Annotated in this window: 25 protein-coding genes; 9 read left to right on the top strand and 16 right to left on the bottom strand. The window is 64.3% G+C overall.

Annotated elements, in window-relative coordinates; translation table 11 throughout:
• Positions 1-9 precede the first annotated feature (9 nt).
• From ACP5MM_RS05740 to ACP5MM_RS05725, 4 genes are read right to left on the bottom strand one after another with little or no spacing between them, the layout of a single operon-like run.
• Positions 10-906 (bottom strand): NAD(P)-dependent oxidoreductase, encoded by an 897-nt coding sequence (locus ACP5MM_RS05740; RefSeq protein WP_427930408.1) that lies wholly within the window; start codon positions 904-906, stop codon positions 10-12.
• On the bottom strand, positions 903-2,090 hold the full coding sequence (locus ACP5MM_RS05735) for a glycosyltransferase (RefSeq protein WP_427934249.1): 1,188 nt from the start codon (positions 2,088-2,090) through the stop codon (positions 903-905). The genes ACP5MM_RS05740 and ACP5MM_RS05735 overlap by 4 nt, the downstream gene beginning before the upstream one ends.
• Entirely contained in the window at positions 2,072-3,202 is a 1,131-nt protein-coding gene (locus ACP5MM_RS05730) for a PilT/PilU family type 4a pilus ATPase (RefSeq protein WP_427930410.1), read from the bottom strand. Before ACP5MM_RS05730 ends, ACP5MM_RS05735 begins: the two co-directional genes overlap by 19 nt.
• A 9-nt stretch (positions 3,203-3,211) precedes the next feature.
• Positions 3,212-4,261, bottom strand: a complete 1,050-nt coding sequence (locus ACP5MM_RS05725) for a type IV pilus twitching motility protein PilT (RefSeq protein ID WP_427930411.1) — start codon at positions 4,259-4,261, stop codon at positions 3,212-3,214.
• Between the two features lie 88 nt (positions 4,262-4,349).
• Here ACP5MM_RS05725 and ACP5MM_RS05720 point away from each other — a divergent pair, with 88 nt between their 5' ends.
• Genes ACP5MM_RS05720 through bioB form a run of 5 tightly spaced genes read left to right on the top strand, consistent with a single transcriptional unit; the run spans position 4,350 to position 7,386 of the window.
• Complete coding sequence (locus ACP5MM_RS05720) at positions 4,350-5,009, top strand: YggS family pyridoxal phosphate-dependent enzyme (RefSeq protein WP_427934248.1); 660 nt, start codon at positions 4,350-4,352, stop codon at positions 5,007-5,009.
• Between the two features lie 16 nt (positions 5,010-5,025).
• Positions 5,026-5,838, top strand: coding sequence for a pyrroline-5-carboxylate reductase (proC, locus tag ACP5MM_RS05715; RefSeq protein ID WP_427930413.1), 813 nt, complete (start codon positions 5,026-5,028; stop codon positions 5,836-5,838).
• Between the two features lie 2 nt (positions 5,839-5,840).
• Positions 5,841-6,119 (top strand): YggT family protein, encoded by a 279-nt coding sequence (locus tag ACP5MM_RS05710; RefSeq protein WP_427930414.1) that lies wholly within the window; start codon positions 5,841-5,843, stop codon positions 6,117-6,119.
• A gap of 2 nt (positions 6,120-6,121) precedes the next feature.
• On the top strand, positions 6,122-6,442 hold the full coding sequence (locus tag ACP5MM_RS05705) for a DUF167 domain-containing protein (RefSeq protein ID WP_427930415.1): 321 nt from the start codon (positions 6,122-6,124) through the stop codon (positions 6,440-6,442).
• On the top strand, positions 6,439-7,386 hold the full coding sequence (bioB, locus tag ACP5MM_RS05700; protein WP_427930416.1) for a biotin synthase BioB: 948 nt from the start codon (positions 6,439-6,441) through the stop codon (positions 7,384-7,386). The genes ACP5MM_RS05705 and bioB overlap by 4 nt, the downstream gene beginning before the upstream one ends.
• Before the next feature lie 113 nt (positions 7,387-7,499).
• Here bioB and ACP5MM_RS05695 read toward each other — a convergent pair whose 3' ends face one another.
• Positions 7,500-8,042, bottom strand: coding sequence for an acyloxyacyl hydrolase (locus tag ACP5MM_RS05695; RefSeq protein ID WP_427930417.1), 543 nt, complete (start codon positions 8,040-8,042; stop codon positions 7,500-7,502).
• A gap of 163 nt (positions 8,043-8,205) precedes the next feature.
• Between ACP5MM_RS05695 and ACP5MM_RS05690 the strand changes: the two genes are divergently transcribed.
• Complete coding sequence (locus tag ACP5MM_RS05690) at positions 8,206-9,219, top strand: efflux RND transporter periplasmic adaptor subunit (RefSeq protein WP_427934247.1); 1,014 nt, start codon at positions 8,206-8,208, stop codon at positions 9,217-9,219.
• Between the two features lie 48 nt (positions 9,220-9,267).
• On the opposite strand, the gene ACP5MM_RS05685 is transcribed toward ACP5MM_RS05690, so the two are convergent.
• From ACP5MM_RS05685 to ACP5MM_RS05675, 3 genes are all read right to left on the bottom strand, one after another.
• Positions 9,268-9,987, bottom strand: coding sequence for a pyrimidine 5'-nucleotidase (locus tag ACP5MM_RS05685; protein WP_427930419.1), 720 nt, complete (start codon positions 9,985-9,987; stop codon positions 9,268-9,270).
• Between the two features lie 227 nt (positions 9,988-10,214).
• Positions 10,215-11,093: an acetylglutamate kinase gene (gene argB / locus ACP5MM_RS05680; protein WP_427934246.1), complete on the bottom strand. Its 879-nt coding sequence runs from the start codon at positions 11,091-11,093 to the stop codon at positions 10,215-10,217.
• A 4-nt stretch (positions 11,094-11,097) separates the two neighbouring features.
• The gene (locus ACP5MM_RS05675; protein ID WP_427930421.1) at positions 11,098-11,760 is read right to left on the bottom strand and encodes a TetR/AcrR family transcriptional regulator; all 663 of its coding nucleotides are present in this window, start codon (positions 11,758-11,760) and stop codon (positions 11,098-11,100) included.
• A 179-nt stretch (positions 11,761-11,939) separates the two neighbouring features.
• Between ACP5MM_RS05675 and ACP5MM_RS05670 the strand changes: the two genes are divergently transcribed.
• The 3 genes from ACP5MM_RS05670 (at position 11,940) to ACP5MM_RS05660 (ending at position 13,715) form a co-directional block, all read left to right on the top strand.
• Entirely contained in the window at positions 11,940-12,878 is a 939-nt protein-coding gene (locus ACP5MM_RS05670) for a hypothetical protein (RefSeq protein WP_427930422.1), read from the top strand.
• A gap of 186 nt (positions 12,879-13,064) precedes the next feature.
• Positions 13,065-13,379: a zinc ribbon domain-containing protein gene (locus tag ACP5MM_RS05665; protein ID WP_427930423.1), complete on the top strand. Its 315-nt coding sequence runs from the start codon at positions 13,065-13,067 to the stop codon at positions 13,377-13,379.
• 126 nt (positions 13,380-13,505) lie between these two features.
• Complete coding sequence (locus ACP5MM_RS05660; RefSeq protein ID WP_427930424.1) at positions 13,506-13,715, top strand: hypothetical protein; 210 nt, start codon at positions 13,506-13,508, stop codon at positions 13,713-13,715.
• Between the two features lie 56 nt (positions 13,716-13,771).
• Here the strand turns inward: ACP5MM_RS05660 and ACP5MM_RS05655 are convergent, their stop codons facing one another.
• From ACP5MM_RS05655 to bioD, 8 genes are all read right to left on the bottom strand, one after another.
• A complete protein-coding gene (locus ACP5MM_RS05655; protein WP_427930425.1) occupies positions 13,772-14,143 on the bottom strand; it encodes a hypothetical protein in 372 nt (123 codons plus the stop codon).
• 69 nt (positions 14,144-14,212) lie between these two features.
• Positions 14,213-15,229, bottom strand: a complete 1,017-nt coding sequence (locus tag ACP5MM_RS05650; protein WP_427930426.1) for a CDP-6-deoxy-delta-3,4-glucoseen reductase — start codon at positions 15,227-15,229, stop codon at positions 14,213-14,215.
• A gap of 128 nt (positions 15,230-15,357) precedes the next feature.
• Complete coding sequence (gene rnt, locus ACP5MM_RS05645; RefSeq protein ID WP_427930427.1) at positions 15,358-15,978, bottom strand: ribonuclease T; 621 nt, start codon at positions 15,976-15,978, stop codon at positions 15,358-15,360.
• Positions 15,979-15,983: 5 nt separating this feature from the next.
• Positions 15,984-16,760: an ABC transporter permease gene (locus tag ACP5MM_RS05640; protein ID WP_427930428.1), complete on the bottom strand. Its 777-nt coding sequence runs from the start codon at positions 16,758-16,760 to the stop codon at positions 15,984-15,986.
• Positions 16,757-17,467 carry an arginyltransferase gene (locus ACP5MM_RS05635; protein ID WP_427934245.1) on the bottom strand — a complete coding sequence of 237 codons (711 nt, stop codon included), beginning with the start codon at positions 17,465-17,467 and terminating at the stop codon, positions 16,757-16,759. The genes ACP5MM_RS05640 and ACP5MM_RS05635 overlap by 4 nt, the downstream gene beginning before the upstream one ends.
• Before the next feature lie 4 nt (positions 17,468-17,471).
• Positions 17,472-18,191 (bottom strand): leucyl/phenylalanyl-tRNA--protein transferase, encoded by a 720-nt coding sequence (gene aat, locus ACP5MM_RS05630; protein ID WP_427930430.1) that lies wholly within the window; start codon positions 18,189-18,191, stop codon positions 17,472-17,474.
• Between the two features lie 58 nt (positions 18,192-18,249).
• Complete coding sequence (htpX, locus tag ACP5MM_RS05625) at positions 18,250-19,143, bottom strand: protease HtpX (RefSeq protein WP_427934244.1); 894 nt, start codon at positions 19,141-19,143, stop codon at positions 18,250-18,252.
• A gap of 58 nt (positions 19,144-19,201) precedes the next feature.
• Positions 19,202-19,861, bottom strand: coding sequence for a dethiobiotin synthase (bioD, locus tag ACP5MM_RS05620; RefSeq protein ID WP_427930432.1), 660 nt, complete (start codon positions 19,859-19,861; stop codon positions 19,202-19,204).
• Positions 19,862-19,967 lie beyond the last annotated feature (106 nt).

The raw sequence follows: 19,967 nt of genomic DNA, 5'->3' as shown, positions 1-19,967 counted from the left end.
GGCAGTGCGTCATGACGCCGGCGGCGCCCCCTCTTCCCCTCCGCTGCCAGACCGGCGATGCAGGGCGCGATAGAGCACGGCATAGTCGGCATCCCCCGCCTCGGCCAGGAGTTCCTCCAGCAGGGTCACCCACAGGGCGGGCAAGCGGCTGTCCAGGGGCAACCCTGCTGTGGCCTCGGCAAAAAGGCGCATATCCTTGAGGAGATGGCGTTCGGGAAAGTTGGGATGCCCATAATCATCGGCCAGATAGCGGGGCAGCTTCTTGTCGAAGGTGGGCGCGTAGAGGGCCGAGGCGCGCAGGATCGCCATGAAATCCTCCACCCGGATGCCCTGTTCGCGCACCAGGCCCAGACTCAGGGAAAAACTCGCCGTGAGCCCGGCGATGAGCTGATTCAAGGCCAGCTTGAGGGCCGCTGCCTGCCCCACCGCGCCGATATGGCGCACCTGACCCAGACAGGAGAGCAGCGGCAGCAGGCGCTCCCCCGGCGCCTCCGGACCAGCCGTGAGGACCAGCAGACGGCCGCTCCCCGCTTCCGGCGTACTGCCCAGCACCGGCGCCTCCAGATAGCGGCCGCCCGCCAACCGCACCCGCTCCGCCACAAGGCGGCTCTGTTCGGGGGCAATGGTGGACATCTGCACCAGATCCTTGTCCTGCATTGCCCCCGCCGGCAGGGCATCCAGGCAGGCCATGAGGGCCGCCGCATCGCTGAGCGTGCAGAGCAGCACCGGCGCCGCAGCCACGGCCACCGCCAAGGGGAGGAAACGGGCGCCTTGCTCCTGCAACGGTAGCGTTCTTTCGACATGGCGGTTCCAGACCACCAGGGGCCAACCTTCCGTCAGCAAACGCCCGGCCATGGCCGTACCCATCAGCCCCGTACCCAGCAGGGTCACTCCTTCGTCCTTCATCCTTGTCCTCCCTCCCGCGGCCCATAGGTGCGTCCCTTCCAGGCACCGCCCTGGCCCTGATAATAGCGCCGGGCCGAATCCATCGTCATGGCCGTATACAGCAGCGCCGCCAGGGGCAAGGTCGGCAGCCACCCCGCCCCGCGACCATAGAGACGCAGGGTCGGCCAAAAAGACAGCATCATCAGCAGCGACCCCAACACCCCCAAGCCCAGGAGCAGGGGCCTGGCCGCGCAGAGCCCCAGGATCACCCCAAGCGCCGGCAGCGCATACAAAAAGAGCATTCCCAGCACCGCGGCGGCCAAGCGCCAGGGGCTATGCCGCAACTGCACATAGGCCGAACGCGCCACCATCCGCCAGATCTCCGCCAGATGACGATAGTGGCGCAGGCTTCGGCTCTGCGTTCCCAATCCCAGCCAGATGGGCCCCCGAGGCTTCAACAAGGCCGCCAGAGTACAGTCATCGATGAGGGCGGCGCCCATGGCCGCCAGGCCCCCGGCCTGGTCCAGGACGCTGCGGCGCACCAGCATGCAACCCCCCGCAGCCCCCGCCGTTGAGCGTCGGGGATCATTCACCCAGCGGAAGGGATAGAGCTTTTGGAAGAAAAAAACGAAAGGGGGGATGAGCAGATTCTCCCACCATCCCCGGCAGGAGAGCATCACCATCAGCGAAGTCAGAGCCAGTTGCCGGGACTCGGCGTAGGCCACCAATTGCCGCAGTACCAAGGGACCATGGACGATGTCCGCGTCGGTGAACCACAACAAAGGCGCCTCCCCGGCCGCCTCCACCCCCTGCTGCATGGCCCAGAGCTTGCCGCTCCAACCCTTGGCCAAGGGTGCGCCCGAGAGTATGCGGAAGCGTGCCTCCGCCCCCGTTTCCCGTGCCGCCGCCCGGGCCAGATCCGCCGTCCCGTCGCTGCTCTGATCGTCCACCACGATGACCGCCAGCGCTCCGGGATAATCCTGCGCCAGAAGCGCATGCACGCAGGCGCCAATCCCCTCCGCCTCGTTGCGCGCCGGCACCACCGCCGTCACCGCCGGCCAGCGGGCCGGGGCCGGGGCCGCCGGCAAGCGCTGATCCGCCCGCCAGAAAGCGCCCCGGCCCAGGAGCAGGAAGACCCAGGCCAGGGCGGCAAGGCCCACCAGCAGCGTCCAGCCGTCCAGCACCGTCAAGGCTGGATGCGCCATTGCCCCTCGCCCTCGACCTTGAGGGCAGGATCATCCAGACCCCGGCGCATGGACTCCATCTTGATGGCCAGACGCAGATCGTTTTGGGAATCGGCGGCGCGCATGGCGTCCTGATAATCGATCAGGCCATCCATATAGAGGCGCATCAGGGATTGATCGAAGGTCACCATCCCCGCCTCATTGGACTTGGCCATGGTTTCCTTGATCAGGGCCACCTCCCCCTTGTAGATCAGGTCCGCCACCATGGGGGTGTTGAGCAGGACTTCCACGGCCGCGATCCGCCCCTTCCCCCCCTTCAAGGGCACCAGGCGCTGGGACACCACCGCCTTGAGGTTGAGGGACAGATCCATGAGCAACTGGCGCTTACGGTCTTCGGGAAAGAAGTTGATGATGCGCTCCAGGGCCTGGTTGGCGTTGTTGGCGTGCAGGGTGGAGAGGCAGAGATGGCCGGTCTCGGCGTAGGCGATGGCGTGATCCATGGTTTCGCGGCTGCGCACCTCGCCGATCAAAATCACATCCGGCGCCTGGCGCAGGGCGTTTTCCAGGGCGTGCTCGTAATTGACGGTATCGATCCCCACCTCGCGCTGGTTGACGATGGATTTGATGTTCTTATGGAGGAACTCGATGGGGTCCTCGATGGTGAGGATGTGGCCCGCGGAGTTCTGGTTGCGATACTGGATCATGGAGGCCAAAGAGGTGCTCTTGCCCGAACCCGTGGCCCCCACGAAGAGGACCAGCCCCCGCGGCGTCATGGACAGCTCCTTGAGAATGGGCGGGAGGTTGAGCTGCTCCAGGGTGGGGATCCGGGTCTTGATGGCACGAAAGACGAAACCCAGCTCATTGCGCTGGAAAAAGCCATTCACCCGAAAGCGCCCCACATTGGGGATGGACAGGGCGAGATTGACTTCCTTCTCCTGCTCGAACTCGTGCAGGCGCTCGCTGCCCAGGATCTCCTTGGCCAGCGCCACGGTCTGTCCCGGCTTGACGGACTCCGTGCCCACCGCCACCGCCTTGCCGTCGATCTTGAGGGTCGGCGGCGCCCCTACGGTGAGGTACAGATCCGAGGCGTTTTTCTCCACCATCAAGGCGAGCAGATCATTCAATACGGACATAGCTACTCCTCAGGCCACGTTGAGCAGACTGTCTTTGTTCTGGGCACGGCGCAGTGCCTCATCGCGGGTGATGCGATGAGCGCGCACCAGATCCAGCAGGCATTGATCCAGGGTCTGCATGCCCTGGTTCTGGCCGGTCTGGATCACCGAATACATCTGCGCCACCTTGTTTTCACGGATGAGATTGCGGATGGCCGGATTGGCGATCATGATCTCGTGGGCCGCTACCCGCCCCTTGCCGTCGGCAGTCTTCAGCAGGGTCTGGGAGATCACGGCGCGCAGGGACTCGGAGAGCATGGCGCGCACCATATCCTTCTCCCCACCCGGAAAGGAATCGACAATGCGATCGACGGTCTTGGGCGCCGAACTGGTATGCAGGGTGGCAAAGACCACATGCCCCGTTTCCGCCGCCGTCAGGGCCAGACGCATGGTCTCCAGATCGCGCAATTCGCCCACCAGGATCACATCGGGGTCCTCGCGCAGGGCCGAACGCAGGGCGTTGGCGAAGGAATGGGTGTGGGGCCCTACCTCGCGCTGGTTGATGAGGCATTTCTTGGGGGTATGGAGGAATTCGATGGGATCTTCGATGGTGATGATGTGATCCGCGCGGTTGACATTGATGTCATCCACCATGGCCGCCAGGGTGGTGGATTTGCCCGAGCCGGTGGGCCCGGTCACCAGCACCAGGCCCCGGGGGACGTCGATGATCTCCTTGAAGACCTTGGGGGCGTTGAGATCCTCCAGGGTCAGGACCTTGGCCGGAATGGTGCGGAAAGCCGCCGCCGGGCCCCGATCCTGGTTGAAGGCATTGACGCGAAAGCGCGCCACGCCGCCGAGGTCGATGGAAAAGTCGATCTCCAGATTTTCCTCATACCATTTACGCTGGGCATCATTCATGATGTCGTAAATGAGGGCATGCACCATCTTGGCGTCCAGGGAGTCCACATTCAGGCGCTTGATGTCGCCATTGATGCGCAGCAGGGGCGGCAATCCCGCGGATACGTGGGTATCGGAAGCGTTATTCTTTACTGCAAAGGTCAGCAGTTCGGTGATGTCCATCGCGAGTCCTCGGCAATTTGGGGCCAGCGGCCATGAGCGTTACTATAGTCCAGCTTTGCCATTCCGCCCACGGGTTCCTACGCCGCACATGGATCTATCCCAACGCCTCGCCAGCCTGCAAAAGCAATGCGCCGCCGCGCCCGGGGTTCGACCACGCCTCCTGGCGGTGAGCAAGACCGTGCCCGCGGCCATCCTGCGTGCCGCCTATGCCCTGGGTCTGCGCCATTTCGGCGAAAACTACCTCCAGGAAGCCCTGGCCAAACAGGCGGAGCTGGCCGACCTCGACATCCAGTGGCATTTCATCGGCCGTATCCAGCGGAACAAGACCCAGGCCATTGCCGAACACTTCCAGTGGGTGGAGAGTGTCGATCGCCTCCTCATCGCCGAGCGCCTCCATGCCGCCCGTGGGGATTTGCCGCCCCTCAACTGCCTCATCGAGGTGGCCATCAGCGGCGAGGCCAGCAAAGGGGGCGTGGCGCCCGCGGAGGTCTTGCCCCTGGCGCGGGCCATGACCGCCCTGCCGCGCCTGCGCCTGCGCGGCCTCATGGCCCTGGCCAATCCCGATCCGCAGTTGGCGCCCCAAGACTTCGCGGCCATGGCCCGGCTGTACGGGCAACTGCAGGAGCAATTGCCCAGTGCCGACATCGATACCCTTTCCATGGGCACCTCAGGGGACTATCCTCTGGCCATTGCCGCCGGCGCCACCGAGATCCGCATCGGGACCGCCCTTTTCGGCGCGCGCGCGTAAGGGAGCAACGCTACACATGCAGGAGATCCTTTTTCTCGGTGCCGGCAACATGGCCCGGGCCCTTGTCGGCGGCCTGGTCCGGCAGGGCTGGCCCGCCGCCGCCATCACCGTCTGCGCCCCCCATGCCGAGCGCCGCGAGGCCTTGGCGGCGGCCTTCGGCGTGCATGCCGCTCCCGCCCAGGCGCGCGTCATCACGCCCGGCAGCACGGTCATCCTGGCGGTCAAACCCAAAAGCATCGGCACGGTGCTGGCGGCATGGCGGGGTTCCCTGAGCCAGGCACGGCCGCTGCTCATCTCCGTGGCCGCCGGTATCCCGGTGGCCAGCCTGCAGAATGCCCTGGGCGAGGCCCTGCCCGTGGTGCGGGCCATGCCCAACACGCCCGCGCAGATCGGTGCCGGGGCCACGGCGCTGTTCGCCAGCGCCGAGGTCGACGACACGCAGCGCCAGGCCGCCGCCGCCATTCTCGGCGCCGTCGGCAGCATCCACTGGCTGGAAGACGAAGGCCTCATGGACATCGTCACCGCCCTCTCGGGTAGCGGTCCCGCCTATGTGCTCCTGTTCCTGGAGGCCCTGGAAGACGCCGCCGTGGCCCAGGGACTGGATCGCTCCTGCGCCCGCGCCCTGGCCCTGCAGACCGTCCTGGGCACCGCGCGCATGGCCGCCGCAAGCGAGGAGAGTCCCACCAGCCTGCGCCATCAGGTCACCAGTCCCGGCGGCACCACCGCCGCCGCCCTCGCCGTCTGGGAAGAGGGCTTGCGCAGCCTCGCCCAGCGCGCCCTGGCGGCAGCCGCCCAGCGCAGCCGCGCCCTGGCCCCCGGCAAGGATTGATCATGGCATCATTGAGCATCCAGGCCGCCCAGTTGACCAGCTTTCTCCTGACCCTGCTCTTCTGGGCCATCCTGATCCGCGCCCTCCTGTCCTGGGTCAACCCCGACCCGCGCAATCCCATCGTGCGCCTCCTCGACCAGATCACCGGTCCCATCCTCTATCCGCTGCAGCGCATCATCCCGCCCCTGGGCGGCCTGGACCTCAGCCCCCTGGTGGCCCTCCTCGCCATCGAGGTGCTCAAGGGACTCCTCGTCCATGCGATCATGACCCTGGGGGGATGAACATGGGCTGTCTGGAAAGCCGCGGTGAGGATCTCCTGCTCCGCATCCACGTCCAGCCCGGCGCCAAGTCCAGCGCCGTGGTCGGACGCCACGGCGACGCCGTCAAGATCCGCCTGCGGGCACGGCCCGTCGAGGGCGCCGCCAATGCCGCCCTCTGCGCCTTCCTCTGCGACCGCCTTGGCCTCAGCCGCCGCCAGGTGGAGTTGCTGCGCGGCGACAGCGCCCGCGACAAGGTCATCGTCATCCATGCGCCCGGCGGCGCCGCCCGCGCCCTCTTGCGGGAATGGACCCAAGATTCTTCACCAGCCACGGAAAACCCATGACCACCCTACGCCACGACTGGACCCTGGAAGAGGTCCTCGCCCTCTATGACCTGCCCTTCAATGACCTGCTCTTTCAGGCCCAGCAGATCCACCGCGCCCACTTCGACGCCAATGCCGTGCAATGCTCCACCCTGCTTTCCATCAAGACCGGCGGCTGTCCCGAAGACTGCGGCTACTGCTCCCAGAGCGTACACCATCATGCCACCCTGCCGGTGGAACCCCTCATGGGCCTGGAACAGGTCCTGGAGGCCGCCCGCGCGGCCAAGGCCCAGGGCGCCCAGCGCTTCTGCATGGGCGCCGCCTGGCGCAGCCCCCATGACAAGGATATCGACAAAGTGGCGGCCATGGTGGCCGGCGTGAAAGCCCTGGGTCTGGAAACCTGCGTGACCCTGGGCATGCTCAAAGGGCATCAGGCCCAGCGCCTCAGCGCCGCCGGTCTCGACTACTACAATCACAACGTCGACACCTCTCCGGAACACTACGCCGAGGTCATCCACACCCGCGGCTTCCAGGACCGTCTCGACACCCTGGAGCAGGTGCGCGCCGCCGGCCTCAAGGTCTGCAGCGGTGGCATCCTCGGCATGGGCGAATCGCGCCGCGACCGAGCCCGCATGCTGCAGGTCCTGGCCAACCTCGCCGAGCACCCCGAAAGCGTCCCCATCAATGCCCTCGTGCCCATCCCCGGCACTCCCCTGGAGGATGCCCAACCCATCGATGGCATCGAGTTCGCGCGCAGCATCGCCACCGCACGCATCCTCATGCCGCACAGCCATGTACGCCTGTCCGCCGGTCGCGAGGCCATGAGCGACGAGTTGCAGGCCTTGGCCTTCCTCGCGGGGGCCAACAGCATCTTCCTCGGCGACCGCCTGCTCACCACCCCCAACGCCGCCACCGACCACGACGCCCAACTCTTTGCCCGTCTGGGGCTGCACCCGGCAATGTAGGAATGGAACGACCCGCGGCCGCCATCGGCTACCGCGTCCGACCCTCCGCCCGCCTAGGGTTGACCCGGCGGTGTAGGAGCGGCCCATGGCCGCGACCGGCCGGCCAATGTCCCTTAGGAATGGTCGCCAAAGGACAAGGGAATGGCGTAGGTCACCAGCACCTCGTTCTCGCCGGGGTCCTGGGGCACGATCTTGGCATTGGAGATATGGGCGATCTTGATCCCCAGCCGCGACTGATCCGCAAACTGATAGGCTAGGCCCAACTCCAGGCGGAACTGGAAAATGCTGCCCAGGTCCTTGCCTCGCCCCTGGTTATAGCCGCCAAAGCCCAAAACCGGCGTCAATACCCAGCGATCCCAGGCAATGTCCGAATAAAAGCCCGTATAGCCCATGAAGCCGCCGTTGGTGTTGGCGACAAGGCCCCAGAGTGCGCCGATACCGAAGAGCTTGGAGGCGCTCTGGTATTCCAGATCCACTTCCGGCAATTTGGCATTATAGCCGTTGGCATCGCGCACGCCCGCCGCGTTGAACACACCCAATCCCGCGCTGAAATAGGCCGGACCGCCCTGAATCACATGCAGCCCGTCATCGGCATAGGCCGACCCCGCCAGCAAAAGCCCAAGACCCATTACTCCCGCACCGAGTGTTTTTTTCATGTCTTCTCCTGTCTATTGGATGGATGCACTGCTTGCTCAAAATATCATCGTGCGCTAAAATATTGACCGAACGGTCAGTATGCTGTTTTTACAACGCTGCTGTCAAAAATTCGGTTCCCGGTCTGCTGCTTTCTGCTTTGGCTCATTTCGACAAGGAATGGTTATGCGCTGGCTCAAACGCCTCCTGGTGGTTTTGATCATCTTCATAGTCGCCTTTGGTGCCTATGCCTACTTTCAGGTGGCCGACTACTATCCCAGCACCGATGACGCATACGTCCACGCCCACGTCGTGAATGTCGCGCCGCGGGTCACCGGCCACATTGTCGCCATTTATGTCCACGATAACCAGACCGTAACGGCGGGTCAGCCGCTGCTCAAGATTGATCCGCTGCCCTACCAGTATGCCCTGGAACAGGCCACCGCAGAGTTGGCCCAAACGCAGCGGCAGACGGCCAGCATCGCCGCGGACATTGCCCAGGCCCGGGCCAACCTCGCCGCCGATGAAGTCAATTTCCGCAATGCCCAGCGCAATGCCCAGCGCGCCGCGGCCCTGGCCGCGCAAAAGTACCTATCCGCCCAGCAGGCGGACAACGCGCAAACGACGGCGCAGGCGGCCCGCGCCCATGCCGCCGCCGATGCCGCGGCCCTCGCCCAGGCCGAGGCCCAGCAGACCCTCAACGGCGCCCGCATCGAGGCAGCCCAGGCGGCGGTGCGAACCGCCCGGCTCAACCTTTCCTGGACCACGATCAGTGCGCCCATGAACGGTGTGGTCAGCAAAGTCGACAAGATTCATGTGGGCGACGTTGCCACCGCCAACACCTCCCTCTTTCCCCTCATCGGCAACCAAGTGTATTGGGTGGACGCCAATTACAAGGAAACGGACCTGAGCCGCATACGCGTCGGCCAACCCGCCAAGGTGCTGGTGGACATGTACCCCAACCATGCCTTCCAGGGCGTGGTGGAAAGTTTCAGCGGCGGCGCCGGCAACGCCTTCTCCCTCCTGCCCCCCGAAAATGCCACCGGCAACTGGGTCAAGGTGACGCAGCGGGTGCCCGTGCGCGTCCTCATCAAGGACCCCAGCCGGGATTATCCCCTGCGCATCGGCACCAGCGCCACGATTACGGTGGACACCGGCGGAGCCCCGGGCTGGATCCGCGCCCTGCATCGGATCCTGTGAGCGCGCTGCTTGCCGATGGTGGCCACGGGCGGCGCCCAGGGCAGGCATTCAGCGTTGTCCTCCCCAGGACGGCAGGGAACGGAGTTTCCACTGGGCGCTATGCGCCCGCCGCCCCGGACGCCCCACATAAACCGTGTGCATCCCCAGTTGGCGGGCGCTGCGCAGATTCGCCAGGGTATCTTCAAACATCCAGCAACGGGCCGCCGGCACTCCCAAACTGCGCAGCACCGCCCGATAGGCGCCCAACTGCGGCTTGCCCGTAAATCCGCACGCCGCCACATCGAAGATGGCACGCACCTGATGGGCCACCCCCAGGCGCTCCAGGACCCGCTGCGCATGACTGGCCACACTGTTGGTGAAGACGTAGGCGGGCCCGGGCAGGGCCGCCAGCATCCGTCCCAGGGCGGGATCCGCAGGGACCGACCGGGAAAGCACCGGCGGATGGATCGCCTCCAGGTAGGCGCAGGGATCCACCGTATGGTGACGCAGCAGACCCGCCAGGGTGCTGCCGTAACGCTGCCAGTAATCGCGGCGCAGGGCATCCGCCGCCGGCCGGTCCAGTTGCAGATGCGTCATCAGGTAGGCATTGATGTGCTCATGCATCCACGGAAAGCAATGGCGATCCGCGTCGAAGAGGGTATTGTCCAAATCGAAAAGGAAGATCGGGACGGCATGGCGGCGAATGGATGGACGGCGGCGCCGCCGTGGCCAGCGTGATAAGGAACGGCGCGACGCCCCGCGACGGTCCTGCTTAACAGGCCGGCCCATGGACCAGACCGGGCATCCGCCCCATCATCCTGATTTCCGGCAGATGGCGGAACCGTTTTGCAGCGACTTCGGCCCAAGCCGTCGCGGTTCTAGGCGAAAACCCGCGCCCGGCAGGCGAACTGTTTGAGCCCGCAGGGCGAGTTTTCGCCTGCCAGCGGGATGAGCCGTAGAACCGCAGGCGCGGGCCGCCGGAGCAAAAAACAGTTCCGCCATCTGCCGTTTTCGGATCAAGCGTCGCCATCCCGGATGAGGGTACCCACCCCGGCATCGGTAAAGACCTCCAGCAAGAGCGCATGGGGCACCCGGCCATCGATGATATGCGCTGCCCGCACCCCCCCCGCCACGGCATCGAGACAGCACCGGATCTTGGGCAGCATGCCGCCGCTGATGCTGCCATCGGCGATGAGGGCCGCCACCTCGGCGGCGTCGAGACGGCTGCGCAGGCGCCCCTGGCCATCCAGCACGCCGGCGACGTTGGTCATCAGGATCAGCTTCTCGGCCCCCAAGGTCGCCGCCAGGGCGCCGGCCACCAGATCGGCGTTGATATTGTAGCTCTCCCCCCCGTCGCCCACCCCAATGGGCGCCACCACCGGGATGAAATCGGCCTGATCCAGGGTGGCGATGATCCGTGGATCCACCGCCGCCACTTCCCCCACCTGACCCAGATCCACGCTTGCCCCATCGGGGCCGGGACGCTGCAGACGGCGTGCCCGCAAGAGGCGGCCGTCCTTGCCGGTGAGGCCCACCGCCCGCCCTCCGGCACGATTGATGCCGTGAACGATCTCCTTGTTGACCAACCCACCCAGGACCATCTCTACCACCTCCATGGTGGCGGCATCGGTCACCCGCATCCCGTCCACAAAGCGCGTGGGCACCCCCAGGCGCGCGAGCATGGCGCCAATCTGGGGCCCTCCCCCATGGACAATCACCGGGTTCATGCCCACCTGCTTCATCAGGGTCACATCGTGGGCGAATTGCTCCTTGATCCGGTCTTCGGTCATGGCGTTGCCGCCATACTTAATGACCATGGTGCAGCCTTGGAAACGCTGCATGTAGGGCAGCGCCTCGACGAGCACCTGGGCCTGCAAGTGGGGATCATTCATCATCTTTCTACCTGCCTGTGTCAGCCGCGGGATTGGCCTGGCCACCGTGCGCGGCCTCCAGGCCACGCAGCAGCAGGTCCACCAGCCCATCGTCATAGGCCGCCGGGTCATCGGCAAAACGCACCTGTGGATAATGGCGCAGGATGTCGCGCGCCTGGAAGAAAAACACATTGGCCCCGATGAGCAGGGAGGCCGCCAATGCCGGATCAAAATCCGGCCGCAGTTCACCGCGCTCCTGGCCCACCACCAGGATATCCACCAGGGCGGAAAAGACCCCGGCAAAGCCCTGTTCCGCCAGCTCCCGCGCCCGCGGCGCCCCCTTTTCCAGCACCTCCCGCCATACCAGACGCACCAGCCGCGGCCGTTCCAGCAAGGCCTCCAGGTGCGCTTTGGCAAAATGGCGCAACACCTCCGTTACCGACCCATGGCTCGCCACGGCCTCGGCCAGCAAGGCGCGCAGATTACTGCTGGCAGCGCGCAGCACGGCAAGGTAAAGGGCGTCCTTGTTGGGGAAATAGTGATAGATATTGGCCTTGCTGATCCCCGCCCGCGCGGCGATGGCATTCATCGAGGCCGCGTCAAAGCCCTTATCCGCAAAGAGATTTTCTGCCGCCTCCAAGATACGGCGGCAACCATCGCCGTCACTGCAATGCGTCTTTTCGTCTTCCATTCCCCAAACCCGCAAGCAACCGACCAGACGGTCAGCCTCATTTTAGCACCGTAAGCGTGTCCGGCGCTGCATTAATTTTTGCTGTTGACACCCAACCGAGAGTTTTCGGATGATATCACGATTCAGTCCTTATTCACCGCCCTTCGTCACCCACCCTCATCCACAGAAAAGGAATTCGCATGTTCGGGCACACCCCAAGCCAGGGTGATTTATCCTTCTCGTTACTGCTGCGCGCCCTGCGCGGTCTTACCCTGTGGCAACCCATCCTCGTTTACGCCGTCGCCGCCGTCATCGGCATCGGCCTTTTCGAGTGGCTCAGTTTCTGGCCCGGCGGATGGCCGGGAGACGCCCTTGGCACCTTCCTCCTCCTGCTGGGTTTCGGCGTCGGCTATCTGGGCGCCGGCGGGATCCTGCTGCATGAAGCCCGCGGCGATGCGCTACCCGGTATCGGCCAGAGCCTGCGCTTTGGCCTGCGCATGTTGCCCCGCTTGGTCGCGCTGATGATCATCGAGGGGCTCCTACTGCTGGGGCTCTTCGTGGTCGAACTGGTCATTTTCCTCCTGTGCAATATCCCCGGCATCGGCCCCATCCTTTTTGTACCCTTTTTCCCCCTCGCCATGCTGGTCAACGCCGTGGTCTTCCTCCTCGCCGTCATCGTCTTCAACCTCTCGGGCCCAGCCCTCTGGCATGGCGAAAGCGTGGGGCGGTCCCTGCGCCATACCATCAACATCGCGCGCAGCAAGCCTGGCTCGGTGCTGCTCATGATGTTGCTGCTGGTGGGGCTGGCGGCCGGGGTCGGCGGCATCTTTGCCCTCATCCTGTACACCGGATTCTCCATGACCCTGGCGGCCGCCGCGCCGGTCATGCCCCAGGCCTTCGGCGATTTCGGCACCATCTTCTGGCATCTGCTCGGTGCCATGTCCGCAAATGGACAAGCCGATGGCACCTTTGCCATCATTCCCGACACCCTGGCCAACACCCTCTACAACGGGGGCATCAGCAGCGCCGCTGCCCTGGCGGGCGCCCTGATTTTCATCATTCCCAACGTCGTTTTCCTGCTGGGAATGGCGCATATCTATATCGAGGCCCTGGAACTAATCGCCCCGGAAGATGTTTAATAAACCGTCCGCCGGTTGGAAAAGATTTTGCCGTCCCTGCGGGGTGTCCCGGATCACAGCCATGCAAGGCATGGAGAGCGCTGGGGGAATTGCCCCGGCCTCTCGCGGGATCGGCGAGGCAGCCTCGCGATGAGCGCAAGAATCGCTTTCCCCAACGGCCAAAGCGTCTAGGACAGGATATTAGCCATGAAAAAGATCATCCGTCAGCTTCGTCTGGAAGCGCACCGCTGTCAAAGCTGCGGGATGCCCCTGCAATTTGATCCCCAGGGCGGGGGGAGTGAAGCCGATGGCGCGACCAGTACCCGCTATTGCAGTTATTGTTATGCCCATGGCCAATTCCGGGAACCCGATCTGACTCTGGAAGCCATGCAGCAGCGGGTGCGCCAGCTCATGCGCGACCGCCATGCGCCCTGGTATGTTCGCGCCTATATGGCCCATCGCATTCCCACCCTGGCCCGTTGGCGCGGTTGCGCAAGGAACAAGCCGCAGCCGGGCAATTAGGCGACGGCGGACAGGGGTGGCAACGGGCACCACTCCCCCTCGGGGGTATTGCCGGAAATGCGCCGCTGGCGCATATTATGCGTGCCCCGCTGAAAAGGGGTAAACCACCATCTTTGGAGAAACGCAATGCATAAGATCAAGACTGTTGTTGCCATGGTATTGGCCTCTTCCTTCCTCGTCGCCGGCGTCGCCAGCGCCGCTGACGCAGTCGCGCCTGCCGCAACCGCCCCGGCCAAGCACAAGGTCATCAAGAAGCACGTGGTCAAGAAGCATTATGTGAAGCATGCCAAGCACATGAAGAAGGCGCCTGCCAAGAAGGCCGCCCCTGCCATGTAATTGGCAGTAATCGGACCCCGGACGGAGTTCCCGTCCGGGGTTTTTTGGTGAAAAGGCTAGAGGGCCGCCCGCGGCCGCCGGCCACGCCGTGGCTTGAAGGCTTCCATCAATGCCTCTCCCCGCTGGGCCAGCTCCCTGAGCAGATCGCCATGCTCGCCCACCCGGTCACGCACCTCCGCAATGGCGGCCAGAATCTGCGTCGCTTCCCACTCCGGCACCATCCGGGAAATACGCTCCATGAGCGCGCGTTTCTGCATTTCGCGCTCCCGGCGAATGCGCGGGCTTTCCTGCAGGGAGCGCTTCTGCTGCTCCAGTTTGGCCAACTGCTCGCGCAGCTTGGTTTCCGTCTGCCGCTGCTTCTCTTCCAGTTCCAGCAAACGCTCTTCTGCCGAACGACGGCGGCGTTTCTTCATGGTCTCTGCTTCCATAATCGCTCACTCCTCATGAACCCAAAGTTCATATCAACAATTTAAAATGATACAGCCGTTAAAATTATGTCAGGTAGACTTTGCTTTTGCAAATACGAAAGCGTCGGCGAAGATATGTTCGGCATTCAAGCCGGCATCCTGCAATGCCCTGGATAAGTCCATGACCATGTCCGGATGGCCGCAGATATAGACATCGAAAGCCCCCGGATCAGGAATGTCCGCCAGCACCTGGGGAATGACATAACCGCTACGGCCGGACCATGCCGCATCGGGCCGGGAAACGACCTGGATCAAATGGAAATGGGGATGTTGCCGCTGCCATTCCATCAGGAGATCCTGGTAGTAAAAATCCTCCGCATGGCGTACCCCCCAATAAAAGTGGATGGGCCGGTCATCGCCCTGGGCAAAAAGGGCTTCCAGCATCCCCTTGATGGGCGCAAAACCGGTACCGGTGGCCACCATCAGCAAGGGGCGCCGGGAATCTTGGCGGACAAAAAAAGTGCCCAGAGGTCCCTCAAAGCGCAGGATGTCTTTTTCTTTCATCTGCGCAAAGACGTGGGTGGTAAACTGCCCGCCCGCCACCCGCTTGATGTGCAACTCCAGAAACTCGTCATTGGCGGGGGAGTTGGCCAGGGAAAAACCTCGTCGGCCACCGTCCTTCAGGAGAATATCGATATATTGGCCGGGCAGAAACTGCAGCCTTTCACTGGCCGGAATCTTGAGAAAGAGGGCGCGCACATCCGGGGCCAGATCGACCATGCGTGCCACCCTGGCCGGCAGAGTTTTAATCTGGATATCCTTGGCCGCACCGATCTCCCGCACCTCGATGACCACGTCCGACAACGGCATGGCCTGACAGAAAAGGGCCATGCCGGCTTCTTTCTCGCCTGCGGAAAGGGCCTTTTCTTCCGCGTCTCCGTAATCCACCCGCCCCTCCAGAATACGGCCTTTACAGGCACCACAAGCGCCATTGCGGCAACTAAAGGGGATGTTAAAACCATGGCGCAACGCGGCTTCGAGAATGGTCTCATCCGCGTCGCAATCCATTTCATGGCCGCTGGGTTCAATACGCAAACGATAAGTCATGGGTCTATCCTTGTACCGTTTCAAAAAGCAGATGGTGATCAGGCGAAAAGCGGCAAGCGCGCGGCTGTGCCGGCAGGGCGTTTTTGGCGCTTACCGGGCGCTGTCGCCCAGCCAGTGACTGCTCCACCTTAGCGTCCCGCCTTGGCAAAGTGGAAGTCCCAGCGATTGACGATGCGGCAGAAGAGTTCTGCCGTTTGCTGCGCGTCGTAGAGCGCCGAATGGGCTTGCCGGTTGTCCCATTCCAGGCCCGCCGCCTGGGCCGCCTTGGCAAGAACCGTCTCGCCATAGGCAAGACCCGCCAGGCTCACCGTATCAAAGGTGCTGAAGAGGTGAAAGGGATTGTTCTTGATTTGCGTCCGTTGCTCCGCCGCCTTGACGAAGGCCAGATCAAAGGCGGCATTGTGCCCCACCAGGATGGCGCGGCGGCAGGCGGCCGCCTTGACGGCGGCGCGGATGGGGCGGAACAGGCCGGCCAGGGCCTCGGCCTCCGGTACCGCCCCGCGCAACGGGTGATGGGGATCGATACCGGTGAAGGCCAGGGCGGCGGGGTCCAGCACCGCTCCCGCGAAGGGCTGGACATGGAAGTGGTGGGTCGCCAGCGGGCGCAGCATCCCGGCCTCCCCGCCGATGATCACCGCGGCAATCTCCAGCAGGGCATTGCGTCCGGCATCAAAACCGGAAGTCTCCACATCCACCACGACCGGCAGGAACCCCCGGAAACGACCACTGATATAGCTGCTTGCTGCCAAAAGCCTTACTCCATTGGGCGCGAAGAAAAGGTCAGCGCCGCCGGCGCCGCCAGAAGGACCGCCGTTGACGTGCTCAGGGCCACCGCCGCCGTGAGCATGATCATGACGATGAGCTGCATGGACACCGCCGCCAGCGGGGACATCCCCGCGAGGATCATCCCGGCGGTAATGCCGGGAATATGGATCATGCCCACACTTTTCAGGCTGTCTATGGTGGGAATGAGGGCCGCGCGCACCACCACGCTGTACAGCGGCCGCATGGCCTGCCGGCGATCGGCCCCCAGCGCCATCATGGCCAGCAGGACGTCCTCGCGATGGTCCACCTCGGCGCGCAGCCGGTTGAGGGCCAGGGAAACGGCGTTCATGGCATTGCCGATGATCATGCCGCCGATGGGCACCAGCGACTCGCCCCGCCATTGTACCAGACCCGAGACCAGCATCCATGCCAGGGTGGCCGCCGTGGCCACGGCGATGCTCCCCACCCCGATCCAGTAGGCGTGGGGAATGCCCGCGCCCCGCCGGCGATTGAAGGTGCCCGCCGCCAGGGTCATGGCGAGGAGGAAGAGCACGAGCAGCCAGGTCTGCTGCTGGCGGAAGAGCCAGGCGAGGAGCAGGCCCATGATCCCCAGTTGCACCGTGGCGCGCAGGGAAGACCAGAGGAGGTCACGGCCGATGCCCAGCTTCTGCCAGGCGGAAATGGCCCAGGCGCTGCCCAGCAAGCCCAGCATCCCGGCCACGGCCCAAGGGGAGAACTGCCGGTAAAAGTCGGGGGCCAGGCTCATCGGGCCCCGGTCCCTTCCGCCAATACCCGCCAGCGTCCCGCCACAAAGCCTTCCAGGGGCCGATAGCGGCGTTTGTAGTCCATCTTGGGGCTTCCCGACACCCAATACCCCAGATAAAGGTGGGGCAGGCCCAGGCCGCGCGTCCAGGCGATCTGCCAGAGGATGGCATAGACACCCAGGCCCCGCGCGGACATTTCCGGGGCATAGAAGGTATATACGGCCGAAACCCCCGCGGGAACGATATCCACCAGGGCCACCGCCACCACCTCGGCAGCCAGGGAAAATACCAGGAGCCTGGCATCCACGCCCCCCGTTTCCAGGATCATCTCCTGATAAAGCCGCAGGCTCTCCTCATCCATGCCCCCGCCCGGATGACGCAGGCGCTGATAGCGGCCGAAGAGGGCGGCGTGGGCGGCATCCCAGTGGGGGGCACAGACGGCCACCTGCAGATCCTGGTTGCGTTGCCAAACGCGGCGCTGGCCGCGATCCAGCCGAAAGCGCTCCACCGGAATTCGTACCGAGACGCAAGCATCGCAGCGGGGACAGGCGGGCCGGTAGGCCAGGCCGCCATTGCGCCGAAAGCCTTTTTGCAGCAGGGCATTGTAGGGAGCGCTACCGAGGACCTGCTGCGGATCGCTGAGAATCAGCAGTTCGTCCTGATCGAGCAGATAAGGGCAAGACTGCGGGGCCGACAAGTAAAAGGCCATCCCCTTAAAAAACCTGGCTAAGGGGCAGGGTCAGTTGCCAGCGATGAGCCAATGGGGCTGCGCGAAGATCCCGGAGCCGGGCCAGGAACTCTTCCCGCGGCAGCTCTTCCGCCCCCATGCTTTCCAGATGGGGGGTAAGGAATTGGGTATCTATGAGCCCGTAACCCCAGTGTTGCAGGTGCCTGGCCAGGAGCACCAGGGCCAGCTTGGAGGCGTCCGGCATCCGGCTGAACATGGACTCGCCGAAAAACAGGCCACCCAGAGACACCCCATAAAGGCCCCCCGCCAGCATATCTCCGGACCAGACCTCCAGGGAATGGGCATGACCCGCATGAAAGAGCCCCAGGTAGGCCCCACGCATGTCGGCAGTGATCCAGGTACCACCCTGGCTGGCGCGGGGGGCCGCGCAGGCGTCCAGCACCGCCGGGAAGGCTTCATCCACGCTGAAACGCCAGACTGCGGAGCGCCCGGCCTTGCGCAGGCTGCGGCTGACATGGATACGCCCGGGGAAAAGGACCCCCCGCGGGTCCGGCGACCACCAGAGAATGGGATCCCCCTCGCCGAACCAGGGGAATATCCCCTGGCTGTAGGCCTGGAGCAGACGCTCCTGACGCAGATCCCCGCCGACGGCTACCAGATTGCCAGCCGCCCTGGCGGGATCGGCAAAGGGGAGCACCGGGCCTGAGCGCCGCAGCAAAACCGGGCGAGCGTCATCGGGGCGCATGGCGGGGGGGCCCTCCCATCGCCATGCGCCTCCGCCTATCTCCGGCCATGGCCGCGCATCAGGCGCTCCGCCCTGCCTGGAAATCGCGCAAGGCCTGCACCCGCGCCTCCAGACTGGGGTGCGTGGCGAACAACCCCTGCCAGCCACCGGAGATATAGGCCGTGGCCATCGGCTCCCGCAGGGCATCATGATGCACCTGCATGGCCTCCGCCCGCTGATGAATCCTTTGCAGGGCGGAGATCATCGGCATCACCCCCACCTGCTCGGCGGCAAAGCGATCCGCGGCAAATTCGCGCTGCCGGGAAAACCAGGTGATGGGGATCAGTGCCAGGAAGGACAAGCCGATCTGCAGGACGATGGAAACCATGAACGCCACCATGGGCTTGTCGTCGAACTGACGCGCCGCCAGCATCGCCAGCCAGAAGACAAAGGTGTTCATCAAGCCCTGCAGCAGGGTCGTGTTCAGCATGTCGCCATTGTATACATGCCCCATTTCATGGGCCAGGACCGCCCGCACCTCGTTATCGTCCAGCAGATTCACCAACCCGCTGCTCACCGCCACCATGCTGTGATTGCGCCCCGGGCCCGTCGCAAAGGCATTGGGTTCGTCATTCCAGTACACCCAGACTTCCGGCATGGCAATGCCCAGACGCTGCGCCAACTGCGCCACACTCTGATAGACCAGTCGCTCCTTGGCCGTCTGGGGTACCTCGATGCGCTGCATCTGCATGCCCGTGCGCGCCAGATGCTTGGACATCAGCAGCGAAACGAAGGCGCCGCCAAAACCGATCACCAGCGCCCAGAGAAGATCCATGCTGCTCACCGAGCCGCGCAGGTCAATGCCAAAGGCGGGCAACACGAACTGGACCAAAACCGTAAACGTGATGGATAAGGTGACGAATATCAGGAGATTCGCCGCTACCAACAACAGGATACCTTTCATGGACTTCATACGCTCATACTCCATCTATAGTTTTATGGGATGATTAAATCGATAACCATTACTGCCGTCAAGGGCTTGCGGGAATCTTCAGATACTGACCGAGGACCTGCGGGCAGGGGATGGCCTGATAAGGAAACACCCCCAGACAGGGGCCGGGCAAGCCCTCCCGCAACCCTTCCAGGGTGCCTGCCGCGACGGGCTGCGGCGACACGCGGTTGCCTACCCAGCCACCCCAGGGCAGCCCGCGCCGAAGAATGGCCTCGGCACTGAGGAGGGCGTGATTGATGGCGCCCAGGCGCAGATCCACCACCAGCAGGACGGGCAACTGCAAGGCGAGCGCCAGATCCGCGAAGCTCCGCCCATCCCCCAAGGGCACCAGAAAGCCGCCCGCTCCCTCGACAATCACCCGCTCCACTCCCGCTGCCTGCTCCTCCAGGAAACGCAGGATGGCACCCAGATCGATCCGCAGACCTGCCTGCCGCGCCGCCCAGTGGGGAGCAATGGCGGGGGGAAAGGCATACAGATTGCATTCCTCCCGGCTGCGCGGGGGGATACTGGCTTGACGAAGGATTTCCACGTCTTCCCAAACGCCATCCACGGCCCCGGATACCACCGGTTTGAGCCCCGCCACCCGTTCCCCCCGGGCGGCATAGGCATGGACCAGCGCCGCGCTAACCAGGGTTTTCCCCACCCCCGTATCCGTACCGGTCACAAAAAAACCCTTCATGCTATTGGCCCCGGCCGTTGGCGGAGGGGTTTTGCCGCGACTTCGGCCCGCGCCGTCGTTGTTCTAGGCGAAAGCCCGCGCCCGGCAGGCGAACTGTCTGAGCCCG

Source organism: Acidithiobacillus sp. (assembly GCF_049965315.1).
In the GTDB taxonomy this organism is placed as follows: Bacteria; Pseudomonadota; Gammaproteobacteria; order Acidithiobacillales; family Acidithiobacillaceae; genus Acidithiobacillus_B.
This window is presented reverse-complemented; position numbering and strand designations above follow the sequence as displayed.